This is a genomic window from Zhengella sedimenti (assembly GCF_046506625.1).
Taxonomy (GTDB): Bacteria; Pseudomonadota; Alphaproteobacteria; order Rhizobiales; family Rhizobiaceae; genus Zhengella; species Zhengella sedimenti.
In genome coordinates this window covers 179,963-197,642 of the sequence record NZ_JBKFFP010000003.1, presented here as the reverse complement: position 1 = coordinate 197,642, position 17,680 = coordinate 179,963, and the positions used below count along the sequence as shown (strand labels likewise).

General features: G+C 66.5%; 14 protein-coding genes. 5 read left to right on the top strand and 9 right to left on the bottom strand.

The window, feature by feature from the left end; translation table 11 throughout:
• Positions 1–175: 175 nt before the first annotated feature.
• The 3 genes from ACLB6G_RS10355 to ACLB6G_RS10345 form a co-directional block, all read right to left on the bottom strand.
• Positions 176–1,522 carry a TRAP transporter large permease gene (locus ACLB6G_RS10355; protein WP_410356093.1) on the bottom strand — a complete coding sequence of 449 codons (1,347 nt, stop codon included), beginning with the start codon at positions 1,520–1,522 and terminating at the stop codon, positions 176–178.
• Positions 1,515–2,081: a TRAP transporter small permease subunit gene (locus ACLB6G_RS10350; RefSeq protein WP_410356092.1), complete on the bottom strand. Its 567-nt coding sequence runs from the start codon at positions 2,079–2,081 to the stop codon at positions 1,515–1,517. The genes ACLB6G_RS10355 and ACLB6G_RS10350 overlap by 8 nt, the downstream gene beginning before the upstream one ends.
• 118 nt (positions 2,082–2,199) lie before the next feature.
• On the bottom strand, positions 2,200–3,237 hold the full coding sequence (locus tag ACLB6G_RS10345; protein WP_410356091.1) for a TRAP transporter substrate-binding protein: 1,038 nt from the start codon (positions 3,235–3,237) through the stop codon (positions 2,200–2,202).
• A 163-nt stretch (positions 3,238–3,400) separates the two neighbouring features.
• Between ACLB6G_RS10345 and ACLB6G_RS10340 the strand changes: the two genes are divergently transcribed.
• Both ACLB6G_RS10340 and ACLB6G_RS10335 read left to right on the top strand, forming a co-directional pair.
• Positions 3,401–4,153, top strand: a complete 753-nt coding sequence (locus ACLB6G_RS10340; protein ID WP_410356090.1) for an SDR family NAD(P)-dependent oxidoreductase — start codon at positions 3,401–3,403, stop codon at positions 4,151–4,153.
• A gap of 28 nt (positions 4,154–4,181) precedes the next feature.
• On the top strand, positions 4,182–5,882 hold the full coding sequence (locus tag ACLB6G_RS10335) for an FAD-dependent oxidoreductase (protein ID WP_410356089.1): 1,701 nt from the start codon (positions 4,182–4,184) through the stop codon (positions 5,880–5,882).
• Positions 5,883–5,888: 6 nt separating this feature from the next.
• Here ACLB6G_RS10335 and ACLB6G_RS10330 read toward each other — a convergent pair whose 3' ends face one another.
• Positions 5,889–6,722: an IclR family transcriptional regulator gene (locus ACLB6G_RS10330; RefSeq protein ID WP_410356088.1), complete on the bottom strand. Its 834-nt coding sequence runs from the start codon at positions 6,720–6,722 to the stop codon at positions 5,889–5,891.
• Positions 6,723–6,899: 177 nt separating this feature from the next.
• Here ACLB6G_RS10330 and ACLB6G_RS10325 point away from each other — a divergent pair, with 177 nt between their 5' ends.
• From ACLB6G_RS10325 to ACLB6G_RS10315, 3 genes are all read left to right on the top strand, one after another.
• Positions 6,900–7,736 carry an intradiol ring-cleavage dioxygenase gene (locus ACLB6G_RS10325; RefSeq protein WP_410356087.1) on the top strand — a complete coding sequence of 279 codons (837 nt, stop codon included), beginning with the start codon at positions 6,900–6,902 and terminating at the stop codon, positions 7,734–7,736.
• Positions 7,737–7,865: 129 nt separating this feature from the next.
• A complete protein-coding gene (locus ACLB6G_RS10320; protein WP_410356086.1) occupies positions 7,866–9,101 on the top strand; it encodes a metallophosphoesterase family protein in 1,236 nt (411 codons plus the stop codon).
• Positions 9,101–12,538 (top strand): AAA family ATPase, encoded by a 3,438-nt coding sequence (locus ACLB6G_RS10315; protein ID WP_410356085.1) that lies wholly within the window; start codon positions 9,101–9,103, stop codon positions 12,536–12,538. The genes ACLB6G_RS10320 and ACLB6G_RS10315 overlap by 1 nt, the downstream gene beginning before the upstream one ends.
• A gap of 43 nt (positions 12,539–12,581) precedes the next feature.
• On the opposite strand, the gene pcaF is transcribed toward ACLB6G_RS10315, so the two are convergent.
• The 5 genes from pcaF to ACLB6G_RS10290 form a co-directional block, all read right to left on the bottom strand.
• Positions 12,582–13,784, bottom strand: a complete 1,203-nt coding sequence (pcaF, locus tag ACLB6G_RS10310; RefSeq protein ID WP_410356084.1) for a 3-oxoadipyl-CoA thiolase — start codon at positions 13,782–13,784, stop codon at positions 12,582–12,584.
• A gap of 81 nt (positions 13,785–13,865) precedes the next feature.
• Positions 13,866–15,002 carry an ABC transporter permease gene (locus ACLB6G_RS10305; protein ID WP_410356083.1) on the bottom strand — a complete coding sequence of 379 codons (1,137 nt, stop codon included), beginning with the start codon at positions 15,000–15,002 and terminating at the stop codon, positions 13,866–13,868.
• A complete protein-coding gene (locus ACLB6G_RS10300; RefSeq protein ID WP_410356082.1) occupies positions 14,999–15,916 on the bottom strand; it encodes an ABC transporter ATP-binding protein in 918 nt (305 codons plus the stop codon). Before ACLB6G_RS10300 ends, ACLB6G_RS10305 begins: the two co-directional genes overlap by 4 nt.
• Positions 15,916–16,869: an HlyD family secretion protein gene (locus tag ACLB6G_RS10295; protein WP_410356423.1), complete on the bottom strand. Its 954-nt coding sequence runs from the start codon at positions 16,867–16,869 to the stop codon at positions 15,916–15,918. The genes ACLB6G_RS10300 and ACLB6G_RS10295 overlap by 1 nt, the downstream gene beginning before the upstream one ends.
• Positions 16,869–17,531, bottom strand: a complete 663-nt coding sequence (locus tag ACLB6G_RS10290) for a CerR family C-terminal domain-containing protein (RefSeq protein ID WP_410356081.1) — start codon at positions 17,529–17,531, stop codon at positions 16,869–16,871. The genes ACLB6G_RS10295 and ACLB6G_RS10290 overlap by 1 nt, the downstream gene beginning before the upstream one ends.
• Between the last annotated feature and the right edge of the window lie 149 nt (positions 17,532–17,680).

The following is a 17,680-nucleotide window of genomic DNA, read 5'->3' as shown; positions in this document are numbered from 1 at the left end:
CGCGCCCGGTCCTCTCCGGCCGCAACCACGGCTTCGGAGACGCTGCTGTAGTTGCACGGCATCCCGCCACTGTCCGCGACGACGTTCCGGGCGTTGCTCCCATGGATGAAGGCAATGGACACGGCGGCGGAGGCGAACGGGCAAGGGTGGCCGTGCGATGCGAAGTGCGGACCCTCTATCCTGCCAGGTAGCCGGGCAGCCAGAGCGTGATCTGCGGCCAGAGGATGACCATGGTCAGGGCAATGAGTTGCAGGATCACGAATGGAATGATGCCGCGATAGATGGTGCCGATCCCCACCCCTTCCGGGGCAATGCCGCGCAGGTAGAAAAGCGCATAGCCGAAAGGCGGCGTCAGGAAGGACGTCTGCAGGTTGACCGACAAGGCGATGGCAAACCAGATCAGCGTCTGTTCCTGTGTCAGTCCGAAATCGAGCCCGGCGACAATTGGTGCCACGATCGGAACCACGACAAGCGAGATTTCCACCCATTCGAGGAAGAAGCCGAGGATGAAGACCAGGGCCATGATCGTGAGAAGCACCGCGTAGGGATTGTCCCCGTGCAGGGAAAAGGCGTCCATCACCATCTGGTCGCCGCCGAGCTTGCGGAAGATGACGCTGAACACCGTGGCCCCCATCATCACGAAGATGATCATCGCCGTCGTCTTGGTCGTGTCGCGCAGCGCGTCGGTGAATACGGCCAGGTTCAGGTTTCCCGAGATCAGCGCAAGGATCATGGCGCCGAGCGCGCCGATCGCCGCGGATTCGGTTGGCGTGGCAATGCCGGTGACGATCGTGCCCAGCACGGCGGCGATGAGCGCCACCGGCGCCAGCAGGTCGCGCGTCAGGTCGAACAATGCTTCCGCCATGCTGGACGGCCCGCCTTCGGGCCTGGCGGCCGGCATGCGGTGCGGCTGGAAGATCGCGACGAAGGTCAGGAAACCGATATAGAGAAAGCCGAGCAGCAGGCCCGGACCCACCGCGCCCATGAACAGGTCGCCGACGGACACCCGCAACTGGTCGCCCAGCACGATCAGCATGACGCTGGGCGGAATGAGGATGCCCAGCGTTCCGCTGGAGGCGATGAGGCCGGTGGAGATGCGGGCGTCATAGCCGTTCTTCAGCATGGTCGGCAGCGCCATCATGCCCATCAGGACCACGGACGCGCCGATGATGCCGGTGGAGGCCGCCATGACGATCCCGATGATCGCCACGGCAAAGGCATAGCCGCCGGGCAGGCCGCGAAACAGCGAGGCGAGCGAGCGCAACAGCCGCTGGGCAACGCCCGAGCGCTCCAGCATCAGGCCCATGAAGACGAACAGCGGAATGGCGATCAGCAGCCAGTTGGTCAGGATGCCGGAATGGATCCGCGACACGCCGAGCGACAGGAACAGCATGGGCACGCCGCCGATGAAGGCGAAGATGAGACCGACCCCGGCCAGCACGAAGGCCACCGGATAGCCCGAAAAGATGCCCGCCATCAGGCCGAGCAGCATCAGGATGGGCATCAGATAGGCGTCACCCATGGGATGGTCTCTCCCCGCGCATATCCATGATGCGCCGCAAGGTCAGCACCGCCCGGATCACGGCGCTGATGCCGAGCAGCGTGAACGAGACGGGGATCGCCGCCTTGATCAGCCAGCGGTCCATGAGGCCGCCATAGGTGGACCCCTCGCCCGTCATGAAGGCCTTCTCGGCGAAACTGGCGCCATACCAGGCGATGATGACGCAGAAGGGCAGCAGGAAGATGAGATCGCCGACCGTGCGCACGATGAGGCGCGTGCGGTCCGGCAGGGCAGACGAAAAGACATCGACGGAAACGTGGGTATTGTCGCGATAGGCATAGATGCCGCCGAACAGCACGATCAGTGCGAAGATGTGCCATTGCAGGTCCAGCAGGGAGTTGACCGTCAGCGCCTTGCCGAAGACCGGAACCGCCACGCCCCATTCGGCCAGCACGTTGAGCCCCAGTTGCGCGGCAAGCACGGTGAGGCACACGCTGGCGATCAGCGGCAGGATGAGCCAGCCGACAATCCGGCCCGGCCAGGTGCACGCCGCGAATATCCTGTTGAGCAATGCGGTCATGGAAGCCATCTCGCGCGCATGTGTGCCGTCAGCCGGTCTGGATGGACCGGCCGCACGTCCCGGCAAGGCTTGCCGGGACGTCCTGTCAGCATGACCCGGAACCGGGTCGGGGTCCATGTCACTTCTTGGGAATGGCCTGCAGGGCTTCCCACTCGCCGACGCGGTCCATGTAGGCGGTCAGCGATTCATAGGCTTCCTTGAAGATCGGGTCGGCTTCGGCTTCCTCGGCCAGCACGGCCTCGGCCTGTTCGCGGATGCCGGCAAGCACTTCGTCGGGGAAGCGGCGCACCTCGACCCCGGCTTCGCGGATCTTGGCGATGGCATCGGCCTGGGCGTTGAGCTGGTCGCCGAGATTGTAGGTGATGTTGGCCTTGCAGGCCTCGACCATGATGGATTGCGTCGCCTCGTCGAAGCCGTTCCAGACATCCATGTTGATGATGATGGAATCCCAGCTCGACGGCTGGTGCCAGCCCGGGAAGTAGTAATACTTGGCCACCTTCTGGAAGCCGAGGCCGATGTCGAGCTGCGGCGCGGAGAACTCCGTCGCGTCGATGCGCCCGGTCTCCAGGGAGACGTAGATCTCGCCCGCCGGCACGAGCTGGGTATTGGCGCCCAGTTTCGCCAGCGCCTTGCCGCCCAGGCCGGCGATGCGCATGTTCAGGCCCTTGAAGTCGTCGACCGAGTTGATCTCCTTGTTGAACCAGCCGCCTGCCTCGGGCACGACAAGGTGGCAGGGAATGACCTTGACCCCGTGCGGGTCATAGGCCTTCTGGATGATCTCCATGCCGCCGCCCTCGAACATCCATGCCAGCGCCACGTCGGGGCTCGGGCCGAACGGCATGGAACCCACGAGATTGGCGACCGGGATGGACTGCGCCCAGTATCCGATCCAGTCGAAGCCCATCGGCAGGGCGCCGGAAGAGACCGCGCCGAACACCTCGAAGCCCGGCACGAAATCGCCCGCGCCGTGAACCTTGATGTCGACCTTGCCGCCGGTCATCAGCTTCACGCGCTCGGCCCACTTGACCGGGCTCTGGCCGATCGAGGGCACCTGGAGCCCGAAGACGCTCTGAAGATCATAGCTCTCGGCAAGAGCCGGAGCGGTGGTAAGCATGGTTGCAGCGGCCAGCGCCGCTGCCATCAGCCGTTTCGTCATGATGTCCTCCCGGTTTGCGCCCGTCGGGCGCGGTTTCCTCCCCGGCGCCTCGGTCGCGCCGGTTTCCGTCAAGGCGGCAGAATTTTTCCCGGCCGTCTTGCCTGGAACCAACATTAGCGATAATCAAACGTGTTAGCAATAACCTAATTTGGAGAGCCGGAGCATGATCGACATCGAGGGTTGCGTCGCCGTGGTCACCGGCGGCGGACAGGGCAATGGCCGCGCCATCGCGCTTGGCCTGGCCGATGCGGGTGCGAAGGTGGCGGTCGCCGACATCGACGGCGAAACCGCTGGCGAAACCGCCGCGATGATTGCCTCGGCCGGCGGGACCGCGCTTGCCGCCCGTCTCGATGTCGCCGATGGCGCCGGGGCCCATGCCTTCGCCGCGCGCGTCGCGGCCGAACTCGGGAATGCCGCCATCCTCGTCAACAATGCCGGCATCATCCGCCGCAACGGTATCGACGACGCGGACTTCGACCGGCATTGGGACGACACGTTCCGGATAAACGTCGACGGCACGCGCAACATGGTACGCGCATTCCTGCCCCAGCTTGAGAGAACCGGCGGCCGCATCGTCAACCTGGCCTCGATCATGGCGTTCTCCGCCGGCCCCGGCATCCCCGCCTATGTGGCCAGCAAGGGCGCCATCGCCCAGTTCACCAAGGCGCTGGCCCACGAACTGGCCCCGCGCGGCATCCGCGTGAACGCGCTGGCGCCGGGTGTCATCGACACGCCGATGACGGAGACCACCCGCGCCAACCCGGATGCCATCGGCCGCTTCATGGCGCACACCCCGATGGGACGCACCGGCAGGCCGGAGGAACTCGTCGGCCCCGTGCTGTTCCTGGCATCGGGTATGTCGACTTATGTCACGGGCGCCATTCTGCCGGTCGACGGCGGCTATCTCACAGCATGAAACCGGATCGAACGGGAGGAACCCTGTCATGAAGACGAAGACCTGCGACGTTCTTGTTGTCGGATCCGGTGCCGGCGGGCTTTCGGCGGCAGTTTCGGCCGCCCACCGCAACCTCGATGTCCTGGTGGTCGAGAAGGAGCACGTCTTTGGCGGCACGACGGCGCGTTCGGGCGGCTGGATGTGGATCCCCTGCAACGGACCGGCCCGGCGCGAAGGCGTGGAGGATAGCATCGAGAAGGCACGGACCTATCTCCGGCACGAGGCGGGCGATCATTTCGATGCCGCGCGCGTCGATGCCTTTCTGGAAACCGGACCCAAGGCGGTGGAATTCTTCGAGCAGAACACCGCCCTGCAATTCGACCTCGGCCCGACCTTTTCCGACTATCATCCCGACGCGCCAGGCGGCATGCCGGGCGGACGCTCCATCGTGGCACGGCCGTTCGACGGGCGTGAACTGAAGGGCGAGATCCGCCGCCTGCGCCCGCCGCTGTCGGAGATCACCTTTCTCGGCATGATGATCGGCTCGGGCAAGGAATTGCTGCACTTTTTCAACGTCACGAAGTCGCCGGTCTCGGCCTTCTACGTCGCGAAGCTGTTCCTGAAATTCCTGCGCGACATGGCCTTTCACGGCCGGCCGATGCGCCTGATGAACGGCAATGCGCTGGTCGGGCGCCTTGCAAAATCCTGCTTCGACAGGAACGTGCCCATCTGGACCGACGCGCCGGTGCGCGAACTGGTCGAGGACGGCACCGGCCGCGTGACGGGCGCCATCGTGGACACGCGCGAAGGACCGGTGGAAGTGACCGCGCGCAAGGGTGTGGTGCTGGCGGCCGGCGGCTTTCCGCAGGACCCGGTGCGCCGCAAGGCGCTGTTTCCGCACGCGCCGTCCGGCTATGAGCATGTCTCCCCAGCCCCGCCCGGAAACACCGGCGACGGTCTGCGCCTGGGCGAGACCGTCGGCGCCACGGTGGACGACACGCTGCCGCATTCGGCGGCCTGGGTGCCCGTGTCGCGGCCGCCACGCGCTGATGGAACCCTGGGTGTCTTCCCCCATTTCGTCGACCGCTCGAAACCGGGCGTCATCGCCGTGACGCGGTCCGGCAGGCGTTTCGTCAACGAGGCCGATTCCTACCACGACTTCTGCCAGGCCATGGTGAAGCGCTGCCGCGAGGAAGACGGCGAGATTTGCGCCTTCTTCATCGCCGACCACAAGACCCTGCGCAAATACGGGCTGGGTTATGTCAAGCCGGCGCCGGTTCCTTTCGGCCAGCACATCCGCTCCGGATACCTCTTCCAGGGCAAGACGCTCAGGGAACTCGCGGCGCAGATCGGCGTGGATGGCGACGAACTGGAACGCACCGTTGCCCGCTACAACGAACCGGCGCGCCGTGGCGAGGACCCGGAATTCCACAAGGGCTCCACCGCCTACAACCTTTCGCTCGGCGATCCGGAGCACAAGCCCAATCCGTGCCTTGCCCCGGTCGAGAAGGGCCCGTTCTACGCGGTCAAGCTCTTCATTGGCGATCTCGGCACCTTTTCAGGCCTGCGTTGCGACGAGAACGCCCGCGTTCTCGATGGTGACGGCAAGCCGATCCAGGGGCTCTACGCGGCCGGCAATGACGCTGCATCCATCATGGGCGGCAACTATCCCGGTGGCGGCATCACGCTCGGGCCGGCAATCACCTTCGGCTATATCGCCGCGCGGCACATGTCCGGCGCCAACGCCTGACAAGGATCATACGCTGTCGAAATGACCGAGATCGTGTGAAAGCGCCTGCGTGAACGCCATGAGGCGCGTCACGCAGGGGCCGTCGGGCGAAAGGTCGATATAGTTCGACGGCCCGATGGCGGTGACGACCAGTTGCACGGTCCCGGTATGGTCGAAAACCGGTGCGGCAACCGCGCTGACCCCGGGGATCGGCGCGTCCCGCGTGATCGAGTAGCCGAGCCGGCGCACCGCCGCGACTTCCCTTCGGAAAGTGTCCTCGCTCACGCCGGGTATGGCGTAAAGCGACGGCGCCCGTCCCTCCAGTTCCGCCCGCGCCAGCGGCTCGGTGATCTTGCCCGGCATGAAGGCAGCGAAGGCGCGGCCCGTCGCCGTCATGGTGACCATGTAGGTTCCGCCGACCACCACGTTGGAATGGATGCGCGCTTCCGATTCCTGCAGGTAGACGATGGTCGGCCCGTGCATGCCCCAGACGCTGATCGACACCATGAGCTGCAGCGTGTCGGCCAGTTCCGGCAGGCGCCGGATGGTTTCGCGATAGGCATTCTGGTTGCGCAGGCGCGTCAGTCCGAGATGCAGCGCGAAGGGGCCGAGCTGATACTGGCCCGTCTCGGTCTGTTCGACCATGTTGATGTTGCGGAAGCTGACCAGATAGGGGTGCAGTTGCGCCGACGCCATGCCGAGCGTCTCGGCCAGGTCCCGCAGCTTGACCGGACCGCCGGCCTTGGCGAGCGCCATGAGGATGGCGCCGCCCGTCTCGATGGACTGCACGCCACGTGGCGCGCGCGTCCTGGCCGGCACGCCATCCGTCTCCCCGTTCCCGCCGCCTGTGCCCGTTGCCATGTGATCCATGCCATTGTTTGCCTTGCCGATTTGCTTAGCACCGCTCGACCGCGATGACCACGCCGCGAAAGCGCTTTTCCGCCAGGCCCCGGCCATGTCACATTCCAGCTTGCAGGCAGACCGCAACACATGCTGCCGCCTTCGAGGAGTGACCGGCCGGAACGGGAGAAACGGACCATGGACTATTTCACCGAGGAGACATCGGCAGAGATCGTGAATGCCCGAATGGACGACGCCACCGACCCGCGCCTCCGGGAGATCATGACCAGCCTTGTCCGCCACCTCCATGCCTTTGCCCGCGACGTTCAGTTGACGCAGGAAGAGTGGGAAACGGCCATCGGCTTCCTGACACGGACCGGCCAGATGTGCTCCGAGAACCGCCAGGAGTTCATTCTCCTGTCCGACGTGCTGGGTTTTTCCATGCTCGTCGACGCGATCAACAACCGGCGGCCGCCCGGAGCGACCGAAAACACCGTGTTCGGCCCCTTTCACGTCGAGGGTGCCCCCGAGCGGGCCATGGGTGACAGCATCGTGCAAGACGGCAAGGGAGAAACCTGCCTGTTCCGCGGACGCGTGACGGACCTGGACGGAAAACCCGTCGAAGGCGCGCGCATCGATGTCTGGTCCGACAATGCGGAGGGATTTTATGATGTGCAGCAACCGGATATCCAGCCGAAGTGGAACAATCGCGGCATCTTCACGACGGGTGCTGACGGGAACTACAGCTTTGTCGGCATCAAGCCCGTATCCTATCCAATCCCCGATGACGGACCGGTGGGCAGCATGCTGGCGGCGCTGGGCCGTCACCCGTTTCGTCCCGCCCACATGCATTTCCTTGTGACCGCGCCGGGTCATGAGAAACTCGTCACCCACATCTTCGTTGAAGGCGATCCGTGGCTCGCCTCCGATGCCGTCTTCGGCGTCAAGGAAACACTCGTCGCGCGCTTCGAACGGGTGGATGACGGGACGCAATGGCAAACGCAATTCGATTTCGTGCTCGTGCGGCAGGAATGACCGGCAGGCAGCCGCTGCCGGTGATCTTCATCCTTGAAATGGATGCGCATAATCTGCTTGCTCGGCCAAAATGAAAAACGCAACGAATCGGCCGGCCGCCCATGGTCTTGCCGGAAACAGGGACAACGCTTGATCAGGATCCTGCACACCGCCGACATCCATCTCGATTCGCCGCTGAAGTCGCTTGCCCTTCGCAGCGAGGCCTTGCGCGATGTGGTGCATGCGGCGACACGGGATGCATTCGCGCGCCTGGTCGATACGGCCATCGCCGAGGAGGTCGCGGCAGTGCTCATCGCTGGCGATCTCTTCGACGGCGCCGAACGCAGCGCCCGCACCGCCGCCTTTCTCACCGGCCAGTTCGACCGCTTGCGCCAGGCGGACATCCGGGCCTTCTACATCAAGGGAAACCATGACGCGGAGAACCCGGTCACCGGCGAATTGTCGCTGCCGGACAACGTCCACGTCTTCGACGGTCGCGGCGGCAAGGAACAGTTGGCCGACGGCGTCTGGATCCACGGCGTCAGTTTCGCGCGCGCACAGGCGCCCGAGAGCCTGCTCGACAAGTTTCCGCCACCCGTTCCCGGCGCCGTCAACATCGCCATGCTGCACACCTCGCTGGCAGGTGCCGAGGGCCATGACGTCTATGCCCCCTGTTCGGTGGCCGAACTCGCCGCCATGGGCTTCGACTACTGGGCGCTGGGCCACGTCCACAAGCGCCAGGTCCATGCGCGGGCGCCCTTCATCGTCATGCCCGGCATGCCGCAGGGCCGCGACATCGGTGAAGCGGGACCGAAATCGGCAACCTTGATCGCCATCGACGGCCATGCGCTGGAGATCCGAGAGATCGCGACGTCGGTGGCCGAGTTCGCCGCGCTGGAGATCGACGTTTCCGCCATCGGGGACGACGACGGCCTTCGTGCCCTGCTGAGGGAGCGCCTTGCCGCCCTGGCCTCCGCCACGGAAGCCGATGCGGGCATCGTGCGCGTCACGCTGACGGGCACGCCGGCCCGGCACTGGCAGATCCTGCGCGACCGCGACATCTGGCAGGAAACCGCGGCCGACCTGGCGCGCCAGACCGGCCGTCTCTGGCTGGAAAAGCTGGTCCTTGAACTTTCCGCCCCGGCCAGGACGGCGCCGGGAGCGGCCGCGACCGACGAACTGGCACGCCTGATGGACGCGATCAGCCGGGAACCGGGATTTGCCGCATCCGTCGGGGAAGAGGTGGAAGCCGTCCTCTCGGAACTTCCGGCCCATCGCCGCAACGCGCTGATACCGGAAGAAGACGCGGCGGCCGCGCTTGGCGAGCGTCTCCTCGCGTCGGGTGCCAGGCGGCTGATCGCCCGGATGAAGGGGGCTGCCGGATAATGCGGATCCGCCGCCTTGATCTCGATTTTTTCGGCCATTTCACCGCCCGCCGCTTCGACTTCGGCGAGACCGGTGGCGGCGCCGACTTCCACATCATCCATGGCCCGAACGAGGCGGGAAAGACCACCACCAAGGAGGCGTTCCTGCGCCTGCTCTACGGCTTTCCGCTGCGCGAGCCCTATGATTTCCAGCATCAGCGCAAGAACCTGCGCGTTTCCGGCCTGCTGGAGACGCCGGAAGGCCTGCGCGCCTTCACCCGCCTGTCCACCCGCAACGCTTCCCTCGTTGACGCCGGCGGCACGCCGCTGCCCGAGAGCGCGCTTTCGGCTCATCTGGGCGGCCTGACGCAGGAGGATTACCGCAATCTCCTGTGCCTCGACGACGAGACCATCGAGCGTGGCGGCGAGGACATCGCCAATGCCAGGGGCGATATCGGACGGTTGCTGTTTTCCGCAGCCGCGGGCGTCGCCGATCTGTCCGGCGTGCTGGATCACGCGCGCGCGGAGGCCGACACGCTCTACCGCAAGCGCGCCAGCACCACCCGCATGGCCGCCCTGAAGAAGGACCTGGCCGATGTGGAACGCCAGATCCGCGAGGGCGACGTCACTGCCAGCGCCTGGCGCAGGCTGCGCATGGCCCGCGACCAGGCGGCCGCGGAGGAAGGAACCATCCGCGCGGAGCGCGAGCGCCTGCGCCGGGAAGCCGCGGCCATCGACGCCCGCCGCCGTGCCCTGCCCCTTCTGGCCGAAATCGATGCCTTGGAGGAAGCCATCGCTCCCCATGCCGCCTTGCCCGGCCGCCTCGACATCGATGCTGAAACCCTTGTATCCCTGCTGACCGTCCAGGCGCGGGCCCTGCGCGACGCCGAACGGCTCGAACAGGAAATCGCCGAACTGGAAGATCTGCTGGCCGGCATTGCCCCGGACCCGGAAGACCTGCGCCTCGCCGGAAAACTGGACGACCTCGACACGTTGCGCAGCCGCTACGCGGCAGCCGGCCTCGACCTGCCCAGGCGGCGCATCGCCCTTCGCGACCTCCTTCATGACATGGGCCGCGCGGCGTCCGAACTGGGCGTGGGCGACGACGTTTCTCCCGCCTCGCTGGTCTGCCCGGCTGCGGGGTTGACCGCGCTGGAAGCGGCGCGCGAGGCATTGCGCACGGCCCTTCGCGATCGCGACGGCGAGGCCCGCGAGGTGGCGGCGCTGGAAGCGCGCCGCCGGGAAGCCTTGCAGGCATTGGAAGACCTCGAACGGGATGCTCCGCCCGCAACCGGCGTGAGCGCCCTGCTTGAGCGCCACGACGCCGACCGTCTCGCGCCGGCGCACGCCGCCGCCCTGCAGTCGGTGGAAGCCGCGCGCCTGCAACTGCGCGAAGCCCTCGACGCACTGGCACTGGCAGGCCGCAGCTTCGACACCGTTCCGCACTGTCCGTTTTCGCCGGAAGACGCCCGCGCCACGGCCGGGCGTCTGGATGCCCTGGACCGGAAGATCGCGGAACTGCGGGAACGCATTGCCGGCCATCGCGAGACGTCCGCCTTGAGCGCCGGCGAGATCGAGCGGCTGACCGCCGGCCGGGCCGTGATCGCCGACCACGACGCGATGGCCGCGATCGGCGAGCGCGACAGGCTATGGTCGGCCCACCGCGCAGCGCTGAGCGATGAAAGTGCCGCTGCCTTCGAGACATCCATGCGGCGCGTGGACGACATGGCGCAGAACCGCCTCGCCCAGGCCCGCGAACTGGCCGAATTGCGCCAGGCGGAGAAGGCGCTGGCGGAAGCCGATACGCTGCGTGCACAGGCCGAAGGGGAACTGGCCCGGCTGGAGGCTGAGAGGGCCGGCCTCGAAGCCGGGATTGCCAGCGCCGCAAGGGCCGCGGGCCTCGATCCGGAAACAAGCCCGGCCGCGTTCTTTCCGTGGGTCGACCGCCTGGCCGCGGCGGGGGCCGCCCATCAGCGGCTTGGGCGCATCCGCGAACAGCACCGCCCGGTGCTGGAGAAGGCGGATGCGCTGCTGTCGGCCTTGCGCCCCCTTCTCGACCGCGCCGACCCGGATTTCGAGACCTGTCTCGATGCGGCCCGCCGTCTGGCGGTGGCCGAGCGGGAACATGGCGACAAGGTCCGGGCAGCCAAAGAAAGGCTCGGCGCGCTGGACCGCGAACTTGCCGCGCGGCGCGAAAGGCTTGCCGCGCTGGAAGCGGAGGCGGGCAGGATGAGCGATAGCTGGACGGGACTCGTCACTGACCTCTTCGCGGGGCGCATCGCGCCGGGCGTGCTGGAGACGTCGCTGGAACCCTTGCGCGACCTGCGCGAACTGGAAACCCGGCGCGCGGCCGCCGAACGCCAGATTTCGGCGATGGAGGAAGACCGGCGGCAATTTTCAGAGGGCATCGCCGCGCTTGCCGCCAGCCGCGCCATGCCCGCCGGTGACGATCCGCTGGCCACCTTCGATGCGCTGCGCCAGCGTGCCGCAGCGGCCGCGCAGGCATTTTTCCGGCGACAGGAAATCGAAACCAGCCTGGAAAGGAAGACCGCGGCGCTGGCGGGCGCCCGCCAGGAACTGGACGACATCGACCTGCAGGTGCGCCAGTGGGGAGCCCTGTTCCCGGACGGGATTCCGGTTGCCACGCTCATCGAATTGCGCGCCGCCGTGACCCTCACGCAGGAAATCATCGACAAGCGCCATCAGCGCGATGCCCTTGTCCGACAGGTGCTCGACGCCCTTTCGGTGCCGGACATGGCAGCCGCCCGCGGGGCGTTGCGGGACGAAACCTCGGCCGGCCTGCTGGCCGGGGCGCAGGAACGTGCCGCCGACCTTGAAGCGATCGATGACCGCCTGACAAGGGCGACAGAAGCCCGGACATCGGCCGAGCGCGATCTCGCCGCCGTCACCGGCGATGCCGACATCGCCCTGCTGGTGGAACGCAAGGCGACGCTCGAAATCGAAATGGAGGAAACGGCGCTCGACTACCTGGAACTGACGCTCGGCCTGCGCCTGGCCGATGCCGCCATCCGCAGCTATCGCGATGCGCATCGCAGCGGCATGATGGCGGCCACCGAGGCCGTGTTCGCCACGCTCACCAATGGCGCCTACCAGCACTTGCGCAGCCAGCCGGACGGCGCGTCGGAGGTACTGCTGGTGGTTGACGCCTCGGGCGCTGCCAAGCGCGTCGAGGACCTGTCGAAGGGAACGCGCTTCCAGCTCTATCTCGCGCTGCGCGCCGCCGCCTACGAACAGCTTGGCGAACAGGGCATCCGCCTGCCCTTCTTCTGCGATGATATCTTTGAAACCTTCGACGAGGACCGCACCCGTGCCGCCTGCCGCATCATGGAGCGGATCGGCCGCAGCGGGCAGGCCATCTACCTGACCCACCACCGCCACGTCGTCGATATCGCCCGCGAAGTCTGTCCGGACGGCGTCAGGATCCACGAAATCGCCTGACCCGCGCCGCCCGGAACTACCCGGCCCATGCCGTCAGATGCCGTCAGACCTTTTCCAGCGCCACGGCGATGCCCTGGCCGACACCGATGCACATGGTCGCCAGCGCCAGCCTGCCGCCACGGTGATGCAGGTCGAGCGCCGCCGAACCGGTGATGCGCGCGCCCGACATGCCGAGCGGATGACCGAGCGCAATGGCCCCGCCATTCGGGTTCACATGATCCGCGTTGTCGGCGATTGCGAGATCCCGCAGCGTCGCCAGCCCCTGCGAGGCAAAGGCCTCGTTGAGTTCGATCACGTCGAAGGCCTGCGGCGTGAGGCCGAGCCGCGCGCACAGCTTCTTCGTCGCCGGTGCCGGGCCGAAGCCCATGATGCGGGGCGGCACGCCGGCGGTTGCGCCGCCGAGGATGCGCGCCACCGGCGTCAGGCCATATTTCTTCGCTGCCGCTTCCGAAGCGATGATCAGCGCCGCCGCACCGTCGTTGACGCCCGACGCATTGCCCGCCGTCACCGAACCGCCGGCCCGGAACGGTGCCTTCAGCGCAGCCAGCTTTTCCAGTGTAGTGGCACGCGGATGCTCGTCCTTGTCCACCACAACCGGATCGCCCTTGCGGCTCGGGATCGTCACCGGCACGATTTCCTTCGCCAGCCGCCCGTTTTCCTGCGCGGCGGACGCCTTCATCTGCGAGCGCAGCGCGAAGGCATCCTGGTCCTCGCGCGAGATGTTGAAGTCCTCGGCCACGTTCTCCGCCGTTTCCGGCATGGAATCGATACCATACTGCTTCTTCATCAGAGGATTGACGAAGCGCCAGCCGATGGTCGTGTCGTAGATTTCGGCGTTGCGCGAGAAGGCCGTATCGGCCTTGGGCATCACGAAGGGCGCACGGCTCATGCTTTCCACGCCGCCGGCGATCATGAGTTCCGCCTCGCCGGCCTTAATGGCGCGCGCCGCCATGATGACCGCGTCCATGCCCGAGCCGCACAGCCGGTTGACCGTGGTGCCCGTCACATCCACCGGCAGGCCGGCCAGCAGCAGCGCCATGCGCGCCACGTTGCGGTTGTCCTCGCCGGCCTGGTTGGCCGAGCCGTAGATGACGTCGTCCACCGCGCTCCAGTCGACGCCGCTGTTGCGCTCGGTGAGCGCACGGATCGGTACGGCGCCCAGATCGTCGGCGCGGACGGAGGAAAGCACGCCGCCGAAGCGGCCGATGGGTGTGCGGACATAGTCGCAGATGAAGGCGTCAGCCATGGGTGGTTTCTCTCCCTGGGGAAATCTCGGCGCCTTTGTCGCGATTTATGCGGTCCTGCGCAAGTGCATTGCACAAGATGATCAGTCCAGGGTGCGCCGGAAACGCATGAGCGCAAGCCCGGCATAGATCAGCACGAACAGGATCAGCGCCAGCATGCTGGAAGCCACCGCCGGGAGCTCCGCGCCCTTCAGCATGACGGCGCGGATCAGGCGCAGGAAATGGGTCAGCGGAAAGATCTCGCCGAGGTACTGCGCCCAGACCGGCATCCCGCGATAGGGAAACATGAACCCGGACAGGAGCAGGGACGGAAGAAAGAAGAAGAATGTCAGCTGCATGGCCTGCATCTGGCTCCTCGCGGCGGTCGAGATCGTATAGCCGAGAAGCACCAGGGCGAGCACGAAGATGAAGATGCCGGTCAGCAGCAGGCCCATCGAGCCGAAGAACGGCACGGCGAAAAGTAGCCGCGCCGCCCCCAGCACCACCGCCACCTGGACAGAGCCGACAACCAGATAGGGCAACACCTTGCCCAGCATGATCTCGCCGGGTGTCGCAGGCATGGCGAGCAGGTTTTCCATCGTTCCGCGTTCCGATTCCCGTGTCAGCGCCATGGAGGTCATCATGACCATCGTCATCTGCAGGATCACGCCGAGCAGGCCGGGAACGATGTTGTATTGCGTGATTCCCTCAGGATTGTAGCGCCGGTGCACGACGATGTCGGGCGGCTGCGGGACACCGGCGCCGTCCACGGCGCTGTCGCCGCGCTCGCGCTGCAATGCCTGGGCGGCCACGGTGGAAAGCGTGGAGATCGCGCCGGATGCGACGGAAGGGTCGGTGGCATCGGCCTCGATGAGCAATTGCGGATGATCGTTCTTGAGCACCCGCGTGCCGAAATCGGAGGGGATCGTGATGACGAAGGACACATCGCCCGAAGCCAGCATCGCCTCTGCCTTGCGCGCATCCGAGCCGTGCAGGACGAAGCGGTAGTAGCCCGTGTTTTCCAGCGCCGTCACCATGGCGCGGGTGAACCGGTCCTGGCTGAAGGCGACAAGCGCGGCCGGCAGGCCCTTGGGGTCGTTGTTGATCGCGTAGCCGAACAGCACGAGTTGCATCAGCGGCACGCCCAGCATCATGGCGAAGGTGACGCGGTCCCGGCGCATCTGGATGAATTCCTTGGCCAGCATGGCCCCGAGCCTTGCGAGGGAGAACCAGCGGTTCATGTCATGTTGTCCCGCGACTGTGCCATGAAACGGATGAAGACGTCCTCCAGGCTGGTCTCGCCGCGCCGCGCCCGCGAGCCGGTCTGCCGGGCCGCGCTCTTGACCGTGCGTTCCAGGGTTTCGGCATCGGCGCCGACGACGTGGATCGTCGCCCCGAACGGCGCCACCTGGTCGACGCCCGGCGCACCCGACAGGGCCCGGACCGCCGCGGTCAGGTCTCCGCCCTCCACCACCCAGGTGGTCAGCCGGGCGTCCGCGACCACCTCAGCCACGGTGCCGCTGGCCAGCAGCCTGCCATAGGAAATGTAGTGGATGCGATGGCAGCGTTCCGCCTCGTCCATGTAGTGGGTGGAAACGAGCACGGTCAGCCCGTCGGCGGCCCGCGCATGGATCTCGTCCCAGAAATCACGCCGCGCCTTCGGATCGACGCCCGCCGTCGGTTCGTCCAGCAAAAGCAGGTCCGGCTTGTGCATGAGGCAGGCGGCCAGCGCCAGCCGCTGTTTCCACCCGCCGGACAACGTGCCGGCCAGCTGGTTGCGGCGGCTGGTCAGGCCGAGATCCTCGAGCGTGTCGGCCACCGCGCCCCGCGGCAACTGGTAGAGCCTTGCCACGAAGCGCAGGTTCTCGGCGATGGAAAGGTCTTCGTAAAAGGAAAAGCGCTGCGTCATGTAGCCGGTCTTGAGCTTGATGGCGCGGGCCTCCGTGCGCATGTCATGGCCGAGCACCGTGCCCTCGCCTTCGTCGGCGGTCAGCAATCCGCACATGCAGCGAATGGTCGTGGTCTTGCCCGAACCGTTCGGACCCAGGAATCCGGCGATTTCCCCTTTTGCAACATCCATCGAAACGTGATCCACGACGGCCCGGCCGCCGAAGCGTTTCACAAGGTCCCTGACCGAGATCGCCGGCTCGCTCATCACGGACGGTCCGGCAGGCGCACATCCACGATCTGGCCCGGCTTGAGACGGGCCGCGCCCTCGCCGTCGGGCCTTGCCTCGACCAGGTAGACGAGCTTCTGCCTGTTCTCCAGCGAATAGATGACCGGCGGCGTGAACTCCGGCTCATCGGCCACATAGGAAACGGTGGCGGTCATGCCGTCCGCGCAGCCGTCGCAGGAGAGCGGCAGCACGGTGCCCCGGCCGATGCCCCGGAAGAAACCCTCCGGAACATAGATCTTCAGTTTGACGGCACCGTCCGGCAGCAGGGCAAGCACGGGAGCCTGCGGACCGGCCAGTTCGCCCGGATTGCGGATCACGTCGGTGACCTGCCCGGATTCCGGCGCCATGATTTCGCGATTGTCCAGCCGCCAGCGGGCGTTTTCCAGCGCGGCACCGGCCTGGTCACGCTGGGCCTTGGCGGCCTTGATCTCGTCGGCGCGGGCCGGCAGGCGCGCGACCTTCAGATTGGCCTGCAGTTCGCGCACCTTGGCCTGCGCCACCGCCAGGGCGGTGCTCGCATCGTCAAGCGAGGCTTTCGTGGCGACGCCACGCCGTTCCAGGTCTTCCATGCGCGAAACGGTGCGCATGGCCTCCTCGCGCTGGGCTTCCGCCGAATTGAGCGCGGCTTCGATGACCGCGATTTCCTCCGGCCGTTTTCCCTGGCTGATATTGGCAAGCTGGCTTTCGGCCTGCGCCAGCGCTGCCTCCGCCTGGGCGACGGCGATTTTCGCGTCGCGCTTTTCCATCTCCGCCAGCGGCGCACCCTTCGCCACACGGTCGCCGCGCCTGACATGCAGGACGTCGATCCGTGCGGTCTCGATGGGCGCCACCAGCACCGTTTCAGCCTCGGCATAGCCGGTGACGAGGTTTTCCGCCGGTGCGCAGGCCATGAACCAGCCAGCAACGAACGGTATGGCGCACACGAGTTCCATCATGGCAGTCTCTCCCTTCTCGCCGCGATCATCCCGGCAAGGTTGGCCTTCACGGTCCGGGAAAGCTGCTCGCGCTCCGCCGGTCCGATCGCCTCCCAGTCCATGCGGGCCAGCACGACCGGCTGGCCGATGCGAAAATACAGGAGCTGGCCAGCCAGCGCGAAGACGGCGAGGCGGGTATCCGCGCTGGCAGGATCCGTGCCCGCCGCCGCGGCGAACACGCGGCAAAGGCCCGTATGAACCGGGGTGATGAACCGGTTCAGCAACACATCGAACACCGCCCCCTGCTCGCCGATTTCCCGCAGGATGAAGGAACTGAGGGACCGGCCCTCCGGACTGGCGATGATCCGGTCGATGAAGCGGTCGATGACGCCCTCGAGAAAGGTGTGCGCACGCTGCGGATCGCCGCCCGGATCGAATTGCGCCGCCGCACCCGCGACATGGGAAATGCGCGACGCCACCGCCTTGGCACAGGCTTGGCGCAGTCCTTCCTTGCCGCCGAAATGATAGGCGATGGACGCCACGTTCGTGCCCGCCATGGCCGCGATTGCGCGTGTCGATGTGGCGGCAAAGCCGTCGCGCCCGAACAGCGTGAGCCCTGCCTGGACAAGGGCTTCGCGCGTTTCGTCCGCGCCACTCCTGTTGCTTCTGGTCTCTGTCATGCCACGCCCTTTCCCATACCTTTTTAATCAATCGATTGATTGAAAACAAGACATCGGATGGAGCCGTTTTGCCGGCCAGCCGTCCTTCGCTGAATTCGAACGCGCCGGTACCGGGCTAGCGCCTGTCATTGTCCGCCGGTCGGACGCGG

What these genes read in the sequence shown, in the direction of transcription:
- ACLB6G_RS10330 (WP_410356088.1), bottom strand. Translation starts at nt 6,722, where the DNA reads ATGGCAACGGGCACAGGCGGCGGGAACGGGGAGACGGATGGCGTGCCG.
- ACLB6G_RS10295 (WP_410356423.1), bottom strand. Translation starts at nt 16,869, where the DNA reads ATGGAACTCGTGTGCGCCATACCGTTCGTTGCTGGCTGGTTCATGGCC.
- ACLB6G_RS10300 (WP_410356082.1), bottom strand. Translation starts at nt 15,916, where the DNA reads ATGAGCGAGCCGGCGATCTCGGTCAGGGACCTTGTGAAACGCTTCGGC.
- ACLB6G_RS10290 (WP_410356081.1), bottom strand. Translation starts at nt 17,531, where the DNA reads ATGACAGAGACCAGAAGCAACAGGAGTGGCGCGGACGAAACGCGCGAA.
- pcaF (WP_410356084.1), bottom strand. Translation starts at nt 13,784, where the DNA reads ATGGCTGACGCCTTCATCTGCGACTATGTCCGCACACCCATCGGCCGC.
- ACLB6G_RS10325 (WP_410356087.1), top strand. Translation starts at nt 6,900, where the DNA reads ATGGACTATTTCACCGAGGAGACATCGGCAGAGATCGTGAATGCCCGA.
- ACLB6G_RS10345 (WP_410356091.1), bottom strand. Translation starts at nt 3,237, where the DNA reads ATGACGAAACGGCTGATGGCAGCGGCGCTGGCCGCTGCAACCATGCTT.
- ACLB6G_RS10350 (WP_410356092.1), bottom strand. Translation starts at nt 2,081, where the DNA reads ATGACCGCATTGCTCAACAGGATATTCGCGGCGTGCACCTGGCCGGGC.
- ACLB6G_RS10355 (WP_410356093.1), bottom strand. Translation starts at nt 1,522, where the DNA reads ATGGGTGACGCCTATCTGATGCCCATCCTGATGCTGCTCGGCCTGATG.
- ACLB6G_RS10315 (WP_410356085.1), top strand. Translation starts at nt 9,101, where the DNA reads ATGCGGATCCGCCGCCTTGATCTCGATTTTTTCGGCCATTTCACCGCC.
- ACLB6G_RS10340 (WP_410356090.1), top strand. Translation starts at nt 3,401, where the DNA reads ATGATCGACATCGAGGGTTGCGTCGCCGTGGTCACCGGCGGCGGACAG.
- ACLB6G_RS10335 (WP_410356089.1), top strand. Translation starts at nt 4,182, where the DNA reads ATGAAGACGAAGACCTGCGACGTTCTTGTTGTCGGATCCGGTGCCGGC.
- ACLB6G_RS10305 (WP_410356083.1), bottom strand. Translation starts at nt 15,002, where the DNA reads ATGAACCGCTGGTTCTCCCTCGCAAGGCTCGGGGCCATGCTGGCCAAG.